The sequence below is a fragment of the Buchnera aphidicola (Nurudea shiraii) genome, from assembly GCA_039829955.1.
Taxonomy (GTDB): domain Bacteria; phylum Pseudomonadota; class Gammaproteobacteria; order Enterobacterales; family Enterobacteriaceae; genus Buchnera_B; species Buchnera_B aphidicola_AY.
This window is the reverse complement of sequence record CP140035.1, coordinates 285444-302400: the sequence shown is the minus strand read 5'-3', so window position 1 is coordinate 302400 and position 16957 is coordinate 285444. Positions and strand designations below refer to the sequence as shown.

Here is a 16957-nt window from a genome sequence, read left to right as displayed (position 1 = left end):
TTTAAAATTTTAATACTTTTAATTATATGTTTATAAAGACTTTTTAAGTAGTAATTATTTTCTAAATTTTAAATTCATTTTTAGAAATATTTTTCAAAAAACCACTTTAATTCTTGAATAACGTTTATTATTAAAAATGTTTTTTGTGTGTTAAATTTTAAATCTTTCATTAATACTGTTTTATTTTGAACTTCTATAGTTCCAATTAATAATACAATACGAGCACCTAGTTTGTTTGCTTTTTTAAATTGCTTTTTGATATTCCCATTTGAAAAATTCACTTGAACTCTTCTACACGGAAATGCTGTGCGAATATTTTCTGACAATTTTATAGCATATAGCTCTATGTTTTTATGTGAAAAGATGACAAAAATATCAATAAAATTTTCGGGATACCATGTTTTCTCTAAAGATTCTAATAATAGTATTAGTCGTTCTATTCCAATTGCACATCCAATAGCTGGAATAAAAGGAGCTCCAAAAGATTGCGACAAATAGTCATATCTACCTCCTGCACAAATAGCATGTTTTGATGTAAATTTATCAGAAGTCCATTCAAATACTGTTTTATTATAATAGTCTAATCCTCTTATCAATTTATAATTAATTGAATATGGAATTTTTATTTTTTTTAAAAATTTACATAGTTTTTCAAAATGTTCTAAAGAATCGTCACTGACAAAATTAATAAGAACTGGAGCAGTATTAATAATCTCTGTCATTGCATTGTTTTTGCTATCTAAAATTCTCAATGGATTAGTATACAAACGGCGCTTACAATCTGTATCCAATAAAAACTCATGTTTTTTAAAATGTAAATATAACGATTTTTTATAATTCATCCTATCATTTATTGAACCAATAGTATTCAATTCTAAATTGACATATCGAGAAATATTTAAATTTTTCAAAATTCTTTGCACAAGTAAGATAATCTCAAAATCAATACTAGGATCTAAGAAACCAAAAGATTCTATTCCACATTGATGAAATTGTCGATGTCTTCCAAATTGAGGTTTTTCATATCGAAACATTGGACCTAAATACCATAATTTTTGTTCTGAATGCTTTCTAAGTAATCCGCTTTTAATGCAAGAACGCATACACCCTATGGTTCCTTCTGGACGTAATGTAAGGCTATTACTTTTTTTATCTTGAAAAGAATACATTTCTTTTTCAACTATATCAGTGATATTTCCAATTCCATATTTAAATAATTCTGTTCTTTCTATAATAGGAAATCGAATTTCTTGATAATTGTAACTAGTTAAATTTCTTTTTAAAATACTTTCTATATATTGCCAGATTAAAATTTTTTTAGGAGTATAGTCATGCATTCCCTTTACAGATTGGATTATATGGTTCACTTATTTGCCTTTTAAATATTTAAATACGATAAAATTAAGTTATAAAATATATTTTAACTGTGTTTTATTTATTTAACATTTTTTAATTTAATATCATGTATGTTCACTACAAATTATATTGAAAGTAACAACTTTTTAGATTTATTTCGAATTTTTTTTTCTAATTCATCAATAATATTATCATTTTCTATGCGATTTAATTGACGAACTCCATCTTCATACAAAACACTATTTTTTCTATATCCAGTCAGTCCTATAGTAGAAGTAAGTGCTTCTCCTAATCCATTGACAATACATCCTATAATTGATACGTTCATAGGTACTTTGATATCTTCTAATCTCTTTTCAAGTATTTTAACTGTATTAATAACATCAAATTCTTGTCTAGAACAAGTTGGACATGCTATAAAATTAATTCCTTTAAAACGAATATGTAAAGATCTTAAAATGTCAAATCCTACTTTTACCTCTTCTAATGGATTCTCAGCTAATGACACTCTAATTGTATCACCAATTCCGTCTAATAAAAGCAATCCAATTCCAATGGATGACTTTACTGTCCCATTTCTGAATCCTCCAGATTCAGTAATTCCTACATGCAAAGGTTGACTAATTTTTTTTGCCAATAATCTGTATGCTTGAATAGCTATGTATATATCAGAAGACTTTATACTTACTTTAAACTTATCGAAATTAAAATTATCAAAATAATTGATATGCCTCATAGCTGATTCTAACAATGCTTCAGAAGTTGGAAATTTATATTTTTCTAAAATATCTTTTTCTAATGATCCAGAATTAATTCCAATTCTAATAGGTGTATTATGATATTTTGCGCAATCTATTACTTGTTTAATTCTGAGCTTGTTTCCAATATTTCCTGGATTAATTCTTAATCCGTCCACTCCATTATTTAACACTTTTATTGCTATTTTATAATTAAAATGTATATCTGCAATTAATGGAATATCGACTTGATCTTTAATTTTTTTGAAAGCTTCCGCAGCTTCCATTGTAGGAATAGAAACTCGGACAATATCTGCTCCAACATGTTTTAACTGTACAATTTGTTTTACGGTAGAATCAATATCAGTAGTTTCAGTATTTGTCATAGTTTGAACAGAAATAAATGAATTACCTCCAATTGGAACATTTCCAATATAAATCTTATTTGATTTTCGTCTTTTAATAGATAAATTAGCTTTCATATTAAATTCATTCTTCTATAAATTATAATTGTTTGAAGTTATTATATATGTTACTAAATATTTTTTATAAAAATATATTTACATTTAAAAAACTAAATACTTATTAAAATTTTATAATTTTTTTGAATTAATAATATTAAAAATATTACCTGTTAATTGACCACAAGCTGCATTAATATCATTACCTCGTGGTTTTCTAATAGTCGTAACAAATCCTTTTCGAGTTAATATATCAAAAAAGTTTCTTATAGAAATTTTAGTACTAGGTGTAAAGTTACTATTTGGGAAAATATTCCATGGAATTAAATTAATTTTACTAGGAATATATTTTAGTAACTTAACTAATTCTCTCGCATGAAACAATTTATCATTTATATTATTTAACATAACATATTCTATAGTAACTTTTCCTTTATTAGATCGAGAAGTTTCGAGATATGATCTTACTGAATCTAATAAAGTTTCAATGTTATATTTTTTATTAATTGGCATTAATTGACTTCTAATAATATCATTTGATGCATGTAAAGAAACAGCTAATGATATATCAATCATGTTTTTAAGTTTTTTTAAGGCAGGAACAATTCCTGAAGTAGACACAATTATACGATTTTTTGATAAATTAAACCCTAAACTATTCATCATGATATTCAATGATCTTATAACGTTATTTAAATTTAATAAAGGCTCTCCCATTCCCATCATAGCTATATTAGTAATTTTTTTTGCATTTTTTAATTTTTTTTCATATATTAGTTTGTTAACATACCAAATTTGCCCTATTATTTCTGAAGTAGTTAAATTTCTATTAAATTTTTGTTTTCCAGTAGCACAAAACTCACAAGATAAAGGACAACCTGACTGAGATGAAATGCATAACGTTATACGATCTTTATTAGGAATATAAACAGTTTCTATAAATTTATTATCGATAGAAACATACCATTTTATTGTTCCATCTGAAGAAATCATTTGGTTTGAAAAAATAGGAGCAGAAATATAGCATATTTTTGATAATTTCTTTTGTAGTTTTTTACTTATATTAGACATTTTTTTAAAGTCGTCACAATAATATTTATATATCCATTGCATAATTTGTATAGCACAAAATTCTTTTTCTCCGAGAGATAAAAAAAATTTTTTCATTTTTTTCAAATCAAAATTTAACAAGTTAACTTTAAAATCAGCATTTTGAGATACATGAAAATGTGTTTTCATATTGATTTAATCCTAATTTATTTACATATTCGAATAATGTTTAAAACTAATTATATGTTAAAATTATTTAAAATAATTACAATTAGAACCTTTATAAGTTAAAATTAAATTTTTAAACAATTCAATATTATAAAAAATTAATTTTAAATAACAATTAATATAAACAAACAGAATATAAAAAGACAAAGTTATAATTTCATTATATAATTAATCTCTTTGTTCAAAATAGGAAAAATTATGCATCCTATGCTCAATATTGCCATTCGTGCTGTTAGAAAGGGTGGAAGTATACTAGTTCAAAATTATGATAATTACAAAACTAATAATAAAAAAAAAATAGAAAAGCAAGAACTAATTACTAAAATAATAAAAATTTCAGAAAAATTAATGACAAACATTATTCATAAATCTTATCCTGAACATATTATAATTACCAAAACTACAAAAAATGTACAAAATGCAAAATTAAAAATAATATGGTTAATTAATGCACTCGATGGAATAAATAACTTTAAAAGAAATTTACCACATTTTTGTGTTTCTATTGCTATTAAAATACAAAATATTACTGAAATATCTGCAATATATGATCCCCTAAGAAATGAATTATTTACTGCTGTTAAGGGGCAGGGAGCACAATTAAATGGATATAGGATGAGATGTAATAATATTAACTCTTTAAAAAATAGTTTGATTGGAATGACTTATGCATGTAATAAATTCGATGTAAATACCAATTTTTTAAAAATTTTTAATATATTTTTATCAAGAGATATTAAATTACGGTTTACTGGATGTTTAAATTTAGATTATAGTTACGTTGCTATAGGAAGGTTAGACTTTTTGTTTAATTTCAAAATACAACCTTTTATGATAACAGCTGGATCTCTACAAGTAAAAGAATCAGGTGGTTTAATTAGTGATTTAAATGGAGGAAATAATTATTTTGCATCAGATTCTGTTACATTAATAGGAAATGCAAAATTAATGAGAACAATTCTTATAAAAATACGAAATAACTTTAAATAATATGTAATTTAATTACAAAAAATAATTTTAAAGTTTTAAAATATGTATATCTTGTTGTTTATAATTTAACATTACATAGTTAATTCAATTTATTCAAATCAAAATTTTTATTTTTAATATTACCAATGTTACTTTAGTATAATACCATATGTCAATTTAAATTAATTTAAAATATATAACCTATTATTAAAAGTCTATATTAAAAAGGAATTCTATCATAAAAGTAGAGTAAAAATATAAATTTGTAAATTTAAAAGTTTACATAACATATTTATTACTTACACGAGTTAACAAATCTATATGTTCAAAACTTTAAAAATTGCATTTTTTATTCTACATTTCATTTTAAATAAAAAAGAACTTAAAAAAGTTTTCTTGTGGTTATATTTAATTTTTAATATTATAAAATCTTTAATTTTAGACATAATAAAATCATCACTTGTTTCAATTTTATCTATTAAACCTTTTTGTAATGCTATAGATCCGAACCAATATTCTCCATTAGATACTTCCTCAATGTTTAATGATGGTCTCATATTAGAAACAAATTCTTTAAACAACTTATGAGTATCATTTAATTCTAAACAAAATTTATCACGAGCTTCAGGTGTATTTTTTCCAAATGTGGTTAGTGTTCTTTTATATTTCCCAGCTGTATGTAACTCTACATCAATATCATTTCTTTTTAAAAACTTGTAAAAATTAGGTATTTGAGCTACTACTCCAATAGAACCAATAACAGAAAATGGGGTTCCAATAATATAATTTGCAACACATGCCATCATATATCCCCCACTAGCTGCAATTTTATCGACAGAAATAGTTAAATGTATATTTTTTTCACGGAGCCTATTAAGTTGAGCAGCTGCTAATCCATAACCATGTACTACTCCTCCTCCACTTTCTAAACGTATTAAAACTTCGTCATTTTTTTTAAAAGCTAAAATAATTGCAGATATTTCTTGACGTAACGATTCTACTTCTATTGCATTAATACTTCCTTTAAAATCTAATACATATAATATTGGTCTTTTTTCTCGCACAGTACAATTAAGATTATTTTCTTTTTTAATTAATTTTAACATAGTACTAAATTTGTGTTTTTTACTTTTTTTTTGATTTTTTTTCCATATCTTTTTTTCATATTTTGAAAGTGCCGAAAAAATAATTTTGTTTTTAATCGATTCATAATATTCATTTAATGATATTATACTAAATTGATGTTGTTCTTGGTTTTTTCTGCGAATAATATTGAAAAACAAAAATATAATAAAAAAAAATAATATAAAAAAAGTAAACGTTTTAAAAAGAAATAAAACATAACTAAAAAGAAAGTTCATAATAAATATCCTCTCACGTTTTATTAAGATACAATCTTAATATAAAATATTAAAAATTATTATTTTTAATTTTTGAAGTCAATAATTTTAAATTATATAGAATTTTTAAAATTATATATGCTTACTGCTTTAAAAGTATATATAAAAATTAAATTGTTTTATGTTCATTTTAAAATAACATAAAATTTTATACATAATAAAATACACAAAAATTTTTGAGAAATTTTAAAATACTATTTTGTTTTTGTTTAATTAATTAAGTTTTTAAAAAAATACGTTAAACATATACAAAAATATAAATGTTTTGATTTCACATATTCTATTACTTTTATAATAATATTTTATATATTATTAAAAACCATTCAAGCGTTTCTGTTTTTCTAAAAAGCATTTATTTTTTAAAATTTAAAGGGATTAAAGTTAAAAATATACTAATTACTAAAAACAATATAGGTTGTAATTGATCTATCTTTATGACATTCCCATACATATATTTTTCTAAAATAACAGTTATTAATGGGAAAATAAAAAATACAGAAGAAGCATAAAAAGAGCTTACTTTTTTTTGCAAATAAAAGTATGATAATATACCAAATATTCCTGAAAAATAACTTAAATATAATACTGCTAAAATAGATGTATTAGAAAAATTATTAAATATAGGATGTTCAATAAAATTAGACATTAATAACATAAAAATACCCGAAAATAAAGAAGGAAGAGTATTAAAAGTTAAAACAGATATATTAGAATATTTTTCTTGAGAATATAAATATACTACTGAATGACAAAGTAACGCTAATATTAATGCTATAATACCTACTATAGTTTTTTCATCTCCTAGTTTTACTTCTTTAAATAAAATTACTAACAAAGATAAAATAGCTGATATTAATCCTATGAATTGAGAAGTGTGTAATTTTTTTTTAAAAAAAAGAAATGAAAATAATAATATTATAATTGGCATACTAGAAAATATTACAGACGCAATAATTGAATTAATGTAAATACTTCCGTATAACATTAATGTGAAAGGAATAGAAAAGTAAAATACACATATAATTAGTTGGAAATTATTTTTTCCTTCTGGAAAAAATAATGAGGTATTAGTTTGATAACATAAATATATTAAAAATAATGAAGCTAATAAAAATCTCATCCCTGTCGTAAATAAAGGAGGAATAGTATTTAAAGCAATCTTCATAGCTATAAATGTAGTTCCCCAAGCTAACGATACTATTATAAAAAGTAATATTGTAATTGTTTTTTTCATTATAAGTTATTCCTAACATACTTTGAATTTTTATATGCTTTAATAATAAATCTAAAATTTAATAAAGATTTCTATTATTACATCAAACAAGAAGATTAATTTAACTATAATCATGTTTAATATATATTTAAAATATATATGTATTAATATTAAAATTAATTATTAATTATTATTTAATTTTTAAAAAATTTAAATATTCTTTTATTATGAGACTAAAATGCAAGTTATATTAAATAAAGTGTATAAAGGTGAATATTTAACTGAAGTAGAAACATATGAAATATTTAAATCTGTAATACTCAAAAAAATAAATGATGTTCAATTATCTGCTATTTTAATAGCTTTAAAAATTAGAATGGAATCTGAAAACGATATAATAGGAGCTACACGTGCTTTTTTAAAATATATGAAACCATTCCCAAAACCAAATTATATGTTTTCCGATATTGTGGGTACTGGGGGAGATTTCAGTAATACTATAAATATATCTACTGCTAGTGCTTTAGTAGGAGCAACATGTGGGCTAAAAATAGTAAAACATTGCAATTCAAACATATCTAGTAAAACGGGTTCATACGATCTTTTAAAAGAGTTTAATATTAATATAAATATATCAAGAAGTAAATCTAGAAAAATGTTAGATAAACATAATATTTGTTTTCTGTTTGCTCCTCAATATCATATGAGTTTTAAACATATTATGTTAGTACGAAAAATTTTAAAAACTAGAACATTATTTAATATACTTGGTCCTTTATTAAATCCATCTCAACCTCCATTATCTATTATAGGCGTTTACAATTTTAGATTGATGATTCCTATAGCAAACGTACTTAAAAAATTAAATGTTTATCATGCGATAATAATATGCAGTAATTATGTTGATGAAATTACCCTTCATAACTCTACAAGTGTTGTAGAATTACATGATTCTGAAATAATTTCATATACATTAAATCCTAATGATTTCGGAATAAAATATCATAGTAAAAATTGCATTTTAGGAGGCACACCAAAAGAAAATTATAAAATAATAAAGGACGTATTTTTAGGAAAAGGTCAAAGTTTGATTGCAGAAACTATAGCTGCTAATACAGCTATGTTATTAAAATTGTTTGGACACGAAAATTTAAAAAAAAATACACAATATGCATTAGAAATAATTTATAGTGGGAAAGTATATGAAACTATCAATGCACTTTCTAAATTTTAAAGAGGATTTATAGATTTGACAAACACATTGAAAGAAATAGTAAAAGATAAGTTAGAGTGGATTATAAATCAAAAAAAAATAAAACCTCTATCTGTTTTTCAACATAGTGTCAAGAAATCAAATCGCAATTTTTATCAATCATTAAAGCAAAATGATCCTTCTTTTATACTTGAATTTAAAAGAAAATCTCCATCTTTAGGGCAACTTAATAATTTTAATCCAGAGTTTATAGCTAAAATATATAAAAAACATGCTTCAGCCATATCAGTATTAACAGATGAAAAGTATTTCAATGGAAAATTTGAATTCATTCCACTTATTAGAAAAATTGCTATTAATCAACCTATTTTATGTAAAGACTTCTTTATTGATCCGTATCAAGTTTACTTAGCAAGATATTATCAGGCAGACGCCATATTGTTAATATTATCTATTCTTAACGATTATCAATATACTTTTCTTAGAAATTTAGCAACGTTTTTAAACATGCACGTATTAACTGAAGTTAAAGATAAAAACGAATTAAATCGAGCTATTAATTTAAATGCTAATATTATTGGAATTAACAATCGAAACTTACATGACGGTTCTATTTCAATTTCAAATACATATTTATTAGCTCCTATGGTTCCTAAAAATATAACTGTTATTAGCGAATCTGGAATAACTAATTATCATCAAATAAGACAATTAAGATCTATGGTACAAGGATTCCTAATCGGGTCATCTTTAATGAAAAGTTCTCATGTAGAGAATTCTATTCAGAAAATAATAATAGGTCACAATAAAATATGTGGATTAACAAGATTAAAAGACGTTGAGATCTCTAAAAAATATGGAGCAACGTATGCGGGTTTTATTTTTTGCAAATCCTCTCCAAGATATATTGATCCTAAAAAAGCTCAAAATATAAGTAATTTAGTAAATATAAAATATATAGGAGTTTTTTGTAATGAAGATATAGAGTACATTACTAGTTTAACAAAAAAAATTAAGTTTTATGCTATTCAATTACATGGAAACGAAAATCAATTATATATTAATAATTTAAAAAAAAAGTTATCATCTAATTTAAAAATATGGAAAGCAATTACGTGGACAAATATAAATAAAAATTTTGATTTTAAAAATATACACAAATATGTTATAGACAATATAAAAGGAAGCAAAAAAAAATCATTTGATTGGTCTCTACTAAAAAATAAAAATTTAGACAATGTGTTTTTAGCTGGAGGATTAAACGTAAAAAATTGCATTATAGCGTCAAAAATAGGTTGTTTTGGACTTGATTTTAATTCTGGGTTAGAAATTTGTCCTGGAATAAAAGATAAAAATAAAATAAAACTGTTATTTCGTTCTTTAAAAGAACATAAAGTAATTTCTCACTAATCGAAATTGAAAAATTAGGGATTATATTATTCAAATGAATTTATTAAATACATATTTTGGTGATTTCGGTGGTATGTATGTTCCACAAATTTTAATGCCTGCTTTGTATCAATTAGAAAAAGAATTTGTTATTTGTTTAAAAAATTTTAAATTTAAAAAAGAACTATCTGACCTTTTAACGAATTATGCAGGAAGACCTACACCATTAACATTATGTAAAAATTTAACACAAGGAACAAAAACACGAATTTATCTTAAACGAGAAGATTTATTACATGGAGGAGCACATAAAACAAATCAAGTATTAGGCCAAGCTTTATTAGCAAAAAAAATGAAAAAAAAAGAAATTATCGCGGAAACAGGAGCTGGGCAACATGGAGTTGCTACTGCATTAGCTTGTGCTTTATTAAATTTAAAATGTCGTATTTATATGGGAATAAAAGATGTAAAAAGGCAAAAGCAAAATGTTTTTCGAATGAGATTAATGGGAGCTCAAGTAATTCCCGTAAAATCAGGAGAAGGAACTCTCAAAGACGCATGTAACGAAGCTTTGCGTGATTGGTCTAAAAATTATATCCATTCTCATTACATATTAGGAACTTCTGCTGGACCTCATCCTTATCCAACTATAGTCAAAGAATTTCAAAGTATTATTGGAAAAGAAACGAAACGACAAATTCTTAGGAAAGAAAATCGTTTCCCTGACGCTATTATTGCATGTGTTGGAGGAGGATCAAACGCTATTGGAATATTTTCTTCATTTATTAAACATAGTTCTGTAGCTCTTATTGGAGTTGAACCTGGAGGTAAAGGAATTCATACTAAAAAACATGGAGCTCCTTTGACATGCGGAGATACAGGAATTTTTTTTGGAATGAAAACGAAAATTATGCAAACCCAAGAAGGGCAAATAAAAAAATCATGGTCTATTTCTGCAGGATTAGATTTTCCAGCAGTAGGACCTGAACACGCTTGGTTAAAAAGCATTAAACGTGCTATATATGTATCAGTCACTGATGAAGAAGCAGTGTCTGCATTTCGACTTTTAAGTCAATCAGAAGGAATTATTCCTGCGTTAGAATCTTCTCATGCATTAGCTTATGCACTTAAATTAATGAATAATAATCCTAGTCAGAACCAAATATTCATTGTTAATATTTCAGGAAGAGGTGACAAAGATATTAATATCGTTGAAAAATTTTCTAAAATAGAGTAGAAGTGTATGAATAATCGTTATTTAAAATTGTTTGAAAATTTAGTTCCATTTAAAAAAGGATGTTTTATTCCTTTTGTGGTTTTAGGAGATCCATCGATAAATATGTCAATGAAAATTATCGATACTTTAATAAAAAACGGAGCAGATGGATTAGAATTAGGAATTCCATTTTCTGATCCTTTAGCTGATGGAAAAATAATACAAAAAGCTAATTTAAGAGCTTTCCATTCCGGGATTACTGTTAAAAAATGTTTTAAAATGTTAAGTATAATACGAAAAAAAAATAATTTTATTCCTATCGGACTATTGTTATACTCAAATTTAGTATTTAAATTCGGAATTAATAAATTTTATTTAAAATGTTTTAACGTTGGCATAGATTCAGTATTAATAGCAGATCTTCCGATTGAAGAATCACTAGATTTTAGACAACATGCTATAAATAATAATATATCAAAAGTTTTTATATGCCCTCCTGATGCTCAAGAAGACATAATCAAAAAAATCTCTTTATATAGTTCAGGATATATTTATTTGTTATCTAGATCTGGAGTAACTGGAATAGACACAGAAATTATTCTACCTCCACTTAAATTAATAAATAAACTTAAGAAATATACTGCTACCCCTTTAATACAAGGATTTGGAATTTCTAATCCAAATCAAATTAAAAAAATTATACAATCTGGAGTATCTGGAATAATATGTGGATCAGTCATCATTAAATTAATTGAAATGTATCATTTCGATGAACAAAAACTTATAAAAGAAATAAAAAAATTATCTAAATCGTTGAAAGAAGCTACAAAAATATAATGTAATGGTCTTTTTTATTTCTATTTTAGAATATATAATATTTTAGACAATATTATACTTAATATTGCCAAAATTTTATATTAAGGAAGATATATGAATATTACAGAGAACTTACTATATCGTGATACAATAAATTTTTTAAAAACGAAATGGTTAATAGTATGTATTATTGTATTATTTACTTCTAGTATAACTATTGTTTTAGAAAATATTTTACTTTTAAATTCAAATGTTTTAACACTACTTCATAAATCTAAAATACATCAATATTCTTCATTACTTGAGTTTGTAAACACTTTAAATTTTGATCAACAAAAAAGATTATTATTTTTTTCATTAAAAAAGTTATTTTCATCATTGGTCGGTAGTACTTTTTTAATAGGAATTTTAACAATTTTTATTCAATCAATATCTTCAAAAAAAGAAAAATTTTTTTTAAAACTAAGAAAAATTAATTTATTTTTATATATGAATTTGTTTTTATTAATATTTATTATTACAGTAATTGTTCAAATAGGATTGTTATTTTTAATAGTTCCAGGAATTGTGTTCTTTTCGTTTCTTTCCTTATCTCCCATTATATTAATAATAAAAAAGACAAACGTTATACAATCAATTAGTTCTAGTATTCAGATTTCTCTCAACAATTTTAAAGTTATTTTTCCAGCAGTAATGTTATGGTTTTTAACAAAATTACTTATTTTAATATTAATATCTAATTTTAGAATAATTCCTGAATTAGTTCTATCCTTTTTCTTAAATATAGTTTTAAATTTAATTTCTTCAATGTTAATTATATATTTATTTCGTTTATACATGTTATTGTCTTTTCCATAATACTTCAAACAACTTTAACCTTAGGGATAATTTTATGAAACACATCCTTAATTTAATTCCAATTTTTATCTTTTTTATAATATACAAATTCTTTAATATTTTCACTGCATCAATTGCATTAATGATTTCAACTGTCTTAACATGCATATTAATGCAGGTTCTTTTTAAAAAGATTGATAAAATGGATTTTATTAATTGTATTTCTGTTTTATTTTTTGGATTTTTGACATTATTATTTCATAATAGTATGTATATTAAATGGAAAATAACAGTAATTTACTTACTTTTGTTTTTAACATGTTTAATCAGTTATTTGTTTTCTAGAAAACCCTTAATTCAGAAGTTATTAGAAAATAAAATATACTTAAAAGATATTGTTTGGAAAAAATTAAATATTATATGGTCTATATTTTTTTTGATATGTGCTGGAATGAATTGGATTTGTATGTCTTATTTATCTGAAAATATGTGGGTGCTCTTTAAAGTTTTTGGATTAACTTTTTTAACTTTATGTTTTATATTTATTAATGGAATTTATATACATTATTCAATGTCTAAAAAATAATTAACAACTTAAATTAGAGAATAATTATCTATGCATCAACACCATCATTTGCCGAAAGGAAAAATAGTTTTACGTACTTTAGCCATGCCAGCAGATACTAATGCAAATGGAGATATCTTTGGTGGATGGATTATGTCACAAATGGACATAGGAGGATCTATTTTAGCAAAAGAAATAGCAAAGGGTAGAGTAGTAACAGTCAGCGTTAATGGAATGATATTTTTAAAATCAGTTACTGTAGGTGACGTTGTTAGCTGTTACGCTCGTTGTATTAAAATAGGAAATAGTTCAATTACTATAAAAATAGAAGTGTGGATAAAAAAAGTAGCTTCTGAACCTATAGGTTTAAAATATCGTACTACAGAAGCAATTTTTGTTTATGTTGCTGTAGACAAACTAGGAAAACCAAGAAATATATCGTTATAAAATATTATTTTAATATATTAATATTTTATTTAGTACTATAAGGGTGATGACATGTTTTTAAACGAATTAAATTTGAAATCTTTAAAAGTATTCTAATATATTTTTATATCGTTCTCAATCTAAAATATAATTTAAAAACTATATTTATACTTGAGACAATATCACTTAAAATACAATGTCAACACAGAGTATTACTTTTTTAAATTTTATTATTTTAAATGTATTAAAAACATTTTTGAACTATTAAAATACAATGTTTTTCTATCATTTAAAATTTAAAATATTAATTGGATTTTTGTTGAATGATTAGTTTTTCTTTTATAATAGCTTGGTTAACTATTTCCGGATATTGGTTATTAATTGCTTGTATAACAATACGAATACTTTCTAAACGTCGAGCAATATCATCTTCCATGGCATGGATATTAGTTATCTATATGGTTCCCATTGTAGGAATAATAACTTGGTTATTTTTTAAAGAATTTAATTTAGGAAAGAGAAGATTTAAATTAGCTAATACTATGTGGACTAGAAAAAATAAATGGCTAAATAATTTGAAATCTAAAAATTTTATTTTTGAAAACAACAATAGTGAAGTAGCAACTTCAGTATTTCGATTATGTAAACATAGACAAGGAATATCAGGAATTAAATATAATAAACTAAAATTACTAAAAAATACTAAAAAAATTATTAAAACTTTAATAAAAGATATTTATTTAGCTAAAAGAAATATTGAGATAGTTTTCTACATTTGGAAACCAGGAGGACTAGCAGATGACGTAGCAATAGCTTTAATAAAGTCAGCTAAAAGAGGAATTAAGTGTAGAATGATGTTAGACTCTGCTGGAAGTTTAGAATTTTTTCGTAGTAAATGGGTAACTACTATGCGAAATTCTGGAATAGAAATAGTAGAGGCATTAAAAGTAAATATATATCAATTATTTTTTAGAAGAATTGATTTACGACAACATCGAAAATTTATTCTCATAGATAATTATATCACATATGCTGGAAGTATGAACTTAGTAGATCCATGCTTGTTTAAACAATCATTAAAAGTTGGTAAATGGATAGATCTTATGATTCGCATAGAAGGTCCTGTAGCTACTACTATGGGAATAATATATTCCTGTGATTGGGAAATAGAAACAGGAAAAAAAATTTTTCCTAAACAACCTTCTCATAAAATAGTTACTTTTCCCAAAAAAAATACATCTGCAATACAAATAATTGCTTCTGGTCCTGGATTTACTAAAAATATTATTCATCAAGTGTTATTAACTTCTTTATATTCAGCAAGAGAAAAAATTATAATAACTACACCTTATTTAGTACCTAGTGATGATTTAATATATGCAATATGTGCAGCTGCTCAAAGAGGAGTAGAAGTTAGTTTAATAATTCCAAAAAGTAATGATTCTATATTAGTACAATGGGCTAGTCGTGTATTTTTTAGTGAACTTTTAGAATCTGGTGTAAAAATTTATTTGTTTGAAAAAGGATTGTTACATAGTAAAAGTATTTTAATAGATAATCAATTAAGTTTGGTAGGTACTGCAAATTTAGATATGCGTAGTTTATGGTTAAATTTTGAAATTACATTAGTAGTAGATGATAGTAATTTTGGAAGAGATTTGTTTTTATTACATAATGAATATATATCGCATTCTAAACTAATAGATCCAAAATCATGGGCCATTCGATCTTATTGGAAAAAGTTTGTAGAAAAATTATTTTATTTACTTAGTCCTCTATTATAACGTTTTTTGTAAATAATTATTTAAACGCAACATAGACAATTATTTAAATTTACAACACGATAAGTACACAAAAATTTTATGTTAAAATATCGAATTTATTTTAAAAAAATTTTAAGATTTTAAACTTATAAAATTATTGAAAAAACTTTAACAATTAAATATAAAAAATATTTTATTCATAATGTTTCATAAAAAATGTCATATATCTTTTTTAAAAATAATTTTATTTCTTGTAATTTAATGCAAAAACTTTTATTTTTCAAATTTATTTGAAGTAAAAATATTTTTGTAAAACAATTTTTTTAAATTCTAATAATAAACAAAAAATTCTTCTTTCATATAAAGTTTTTAAAAAATTTTTATAACAATTGGTAAAAACAATAATTTTAAATTATTACATATTTAATTTCAAAACATCAAATAATTATTAAATATTTTGATAAGAACTTACGAATCAATTATGTAGGCATTTAATAATTTATCTATATATCAATACCTACATATAAAATAGCTGTTCATTTTAATTGATATATACACACAATATATTGACTAATTTGATTTTAAAAAATTAACATTATTTTAAATTTTCAATAGGTAAAATATGTCCCATTTTTTTTGCTTTAGTATTTAAATATTTTAAATTATTAACGTTCTTTCCTGAAATTAATGAAACTCTTTCTATAATTTTAATTCCATTTTCATGTAATATTTTTACTTTTAATGGATTATTAGTTAATAACCGTATTTTTTTTATGTCTAATAATTTAAATATATCAGCACAAAAGGTAAAATCTCGTTCATCTTCAGAAAATCCTAAATAATGATTAGCTTCCACAGTATCCAAGCCAACATCTTGTAATGCATAAGCTTTAATTTTATTTGATAAACCAATATTACGACCTTCCTGACGATGATATATAAGCACTCCACTACCAGCTTTAGTAATTTTCATCAATGCCGATTGTAATTGAAAACCGCAATCACATCTCAAACTGAATAATGCGTCACCAGAAAGACATTCAGAATGAATTCTTGACAAAACTGGGTGGTGATTATTTATATCTCCATAAACTAAAGCTATATGATTTTTACCTCCATTTTTTTCTTCAAATACAATCATAATAAATTCGCCAAAAATAGTAGGTAGTTTAGATTCTGCTATCCTTTTAAGCTGCATATATTCTCCATGATAATTTTGTTGAAATTTTGATTTCTTTCAAAAATATTTTAAAAGAAATTTAAAAACATGTAGTAATCTAATATATTACTTATTCTAATAACACTTTTATTAAATTAA

Annotated in this window: 14 protein-coding genes and 1 pseudogene; 9 read left to right on the top strand and 6 right to left on the bottom strand. The window is 23.6% G+C overall.

Annotated elements, in window-relative coordinates; translation table 11 throughout:
- Positions 1 to 80: 80 nt before the first annotated feature.
- From hisS to rlmN, 3 genes and pseudogenes are all read right to left on the bottom strand, one after another.
- Positions 81 to 1367: a histidine--tRNA ligase gene (hisS, locus tag U0T63_01340; GenBank protein XBC39477.1), complete on the bottom strand. Its 1287-nt coding sequence runs from the start codon at positions 1365 to 1367 to the stop codon at positions 81 to 83.
- A 113-nt stretch (positions 1368 to 1480) separates the two neighbouring features.
- Positions 1481 to 2575 carry a flavodoxin-dependent (E)-4-hydroxy-3-methylbut-2-enyl-diphosphate synthase gene (ispG, locus tag U0T63_01335; protein XBC39476.1) on the bottom strand — a complete coding sequence of 365 codons (1095 nt, stop codon included), beginning with the start codon at positions 2573 to 2575 and terminating at the stop codon, positions 1481 to 1483.
- 111 nt (positions 2576 to 2686) lie between these two features.
- A pseudogene (gene rlmN, locus U0T63_01330) lies at positions 2687 to 3777 on the bottom strand (23S rRNA (adenine(2503)-C(2))-methyltransferase RlmN).
- A 253-nt stretch (positions 3778 to 4030) separates the two neighbouring features.
- Here rlmN and U0T63_01325 point away from each other — a divergent pair.
- Positions 4031 to 4822 carry an inositol monophosphatase family protein gene (locus tag U0T63_01325; GenBank protein XBC39475.1) on the top strand — a complete coding sequence of 264 codons (792 nt, stop codon included), beginning with the start codon at positions 4031 to 4033 and terminating at the stop codon, positions 4820 to 4822.
- Positions 4823 to 5118: 296 nt separating this feature from the next.
- Here U0T63_01325 and sohB read toward each other — a convergent pair whose 3' ends face one another.
- Both sohB and U0T63_01315 read right to left on the bottom strand, forming a co-directional pair.
- A complete protein-coding gene (sohB, locus tag U0T63_01320; GenBank protein XBC39474.1) occupies positions 5119 to 6162 on the bottom strand; it encodes a protease SohB in 1044 nt (347 codons plus the stop codon).
- A 391-nt stretch (positions 6163 to 6553) separates the two neighbouring features.
- Positions 6554 to 7435: a DMT family transporter gene (locus U0T63_01315; protein ID XBC39473.1), complete on the bottom strand. Its 882-nt coding sequence runs from the start codon at positions 7433 to 7435 to the stop codon at positions 6554 to 6556.
- Positions 7436 to 7652: 217 nt separating this feature from the next.
- Here U0T63_01315 and trpD point away from each other — a divergent pair, with 217 nt between their 5' ends.
- The 8 genes from trpD (at position 7653) to cls (ending at position 15660) form a co-directional block, all read left to right on the top strand.
- Entirely contained in the window at positions 7653 to 8648 is a 996-nt protein-coding gene (gene trpD / locus U0T63_01310) for an anthranilate phosphoribosyltransferase (GenBank protein ID XBC39472.1), read from the top strand.
- A gap of 15 nt (positions 8649 to 8663) precedes the next feature.
- On the top strand, positions 8664 to 10037 hold the full coding sequence (gene trpCF, locus U0T63_01305; protein XBC39471.1) for a bifunctional indole-3-glycerol-phosphate synthase TrpC/phosphoribosylanthranilate isomerase TrpF: 1374 nt from the start codon (positions 8664 to 8666) through the stop codon (positions 10035 to 10037).
- Between the two features lie 34 nt (positions 10038 to 10071).
- Entirely contained in the window at positions 10072 to 11253 is a 1182-nt protein-coding gene (trpB, locus tag U0T63_01300; protein XBC39470.1) for a tryptophan synthase subunit beta, read from the top strand.
- A 6-nt stretch (positions 11254 to 11259) separates the two neighbouring features.
- Positions 11260 to 12069, top strand: coding sequence for a tryptophan synthase subunit alpha (trpA, locus tag U0T63_01295; protein XBC39469.1), 810 nt, complete (start codon positions 11260 to 11262; stop codon positions 12067 to 12069).
- Between the two features lie 93 nt (positions 12070 to 12162).
- Positions 12163 to 12906 carry a YciC family protein gene (locus U0T63_01290; GenBank protein XBC39468.1) on the top strand — a complete coding sequence of 248 codons (744 nt, stop codon included), beginning with the start codon at positions 12163 to 12165 and terminating at the stop codon, positions 12904 to 12906.
- Between the two features lie 34 nt (positions 12907 to 12940).
- Positions 12941 to 13471 carry a septation protein IspZ gene (gene ispZ, locus U0T63_01285; GenBank protein XBC39467.1) on the top strand — a complete coding sequence of 177 codons (531 nt, stop codon included), beginning with the start codon at positions 12941 to 12943 and terminating at the stop codon, positions 13469 to 13471.
- 30 nt (positions 13472 to 13501) lie between these two features.
- Entirely contained in the window at positions 13502 to 13897 is a 396-nt protein-coding gene (gene yciA, locus U0T63_01280) for an acyl-CoA thioester hydrolase YciA (protein XBC39466.1), read from the top strand.
- 302 nt (positions 13898 to 14199) lie between these two features.
- On the top strand, positions 14200 to 15660 hold the full coding sequence (cls, locus tag U0T63_01275; protein XBC39465.1) for a cardiolipin synthase: 1461 nt from the start codon (positions 14200 to 14202) through the stop codon (positions 15658 to 15660).
- Positions 15661 to 16234: 574 nt separating this feature from the next.
- Here the strand turns inward: cls and ribA are convergent.
- Complete coding sequence (gene ribA / locus U0T63_01270; protein XBC39464.1) at positions 16235 to 16837, bottom strand: GTP cyclohydrolase II; 603 nt, start codon at positions 16835 to 16837, stop codon at positions 16235 to 16237.
- Positions 16838 to 16957: the final 120 nt, after the last annotated feature.

Coding starts and splice junctions, on each gene's coding strand:
- ispG (XBC39476.1), bottom strand. CDS start 2,575: ATGAAAGCTAATTTATCTATTAAAAGACGAAAATCAAATAAGATTTAT.
- U0T63_01325 (XBC39475.1), top strand. CDS start 4,031: ATGCATCCTATGCTCAATATTGCCATTCGTGCTGTTAGAAAGGGTGGA.
- sohB (XBC39474.1), bottom strand. CDS start 6,162: ATGAACTTTCTTTTTAGTTATGTTTTATTTCTTTTTAAAACGTTTACT.
- U0T63_01315 (XBC39473.1), bottom strand. CDS start 7,435: ATGAAAAAAACAATTACAATATTACTTTTTATAATAGTATCGTTAGCT.
- trpD (XBC39472.1), top strand. CDS start 7,653: ATGCAAGTTATATTAAATAAAGTGTATAAAGGTGAATATTTAACTGAA.
- trpB (XBC39470.1), top strand. CDS start 10,072: ATGAATTTATTAAATACATATTTTGGTGATTTCGGTGGTATGTATGTT.
- trpA (XBC39469.1), top strand. CDS start 11,260: ATGAATAATCGTTATTTAAAATTGTTTGAAAATTTAGTTCCATTTAAA.
- U0T63_01290 (XBC39468.1), top strand. CDS start 12,163: ATGAATATTACAGAGAACTTACTATATCGTGATACAATAAATTTTTTA.
- ispZ (XBC39467.1), top strand. CDS start 12,941: ATGAAACACATCCTTAATTTAATTCCAATTTTTATCTTTTTTATAATA.
- yciA (XBC39466.1), top strand. CDS start 13,502: ATGCATCAACACCATCATTTGCCGAAAGGAAAAATAGTTTTACGTACT.
- cls (XBC39465.1), top strand. CDS start 14,200: ATGATTAGTTTTTCTTTTATAATAGCTTGGTTAACTATTTCCGGATAT.
- ribA (XBC39464.1), bottom strand. CDS start 16,837: ATGCAGCTTAAAAGGATAGCAGAATCTAAACTACCTACTATTTTTGGC.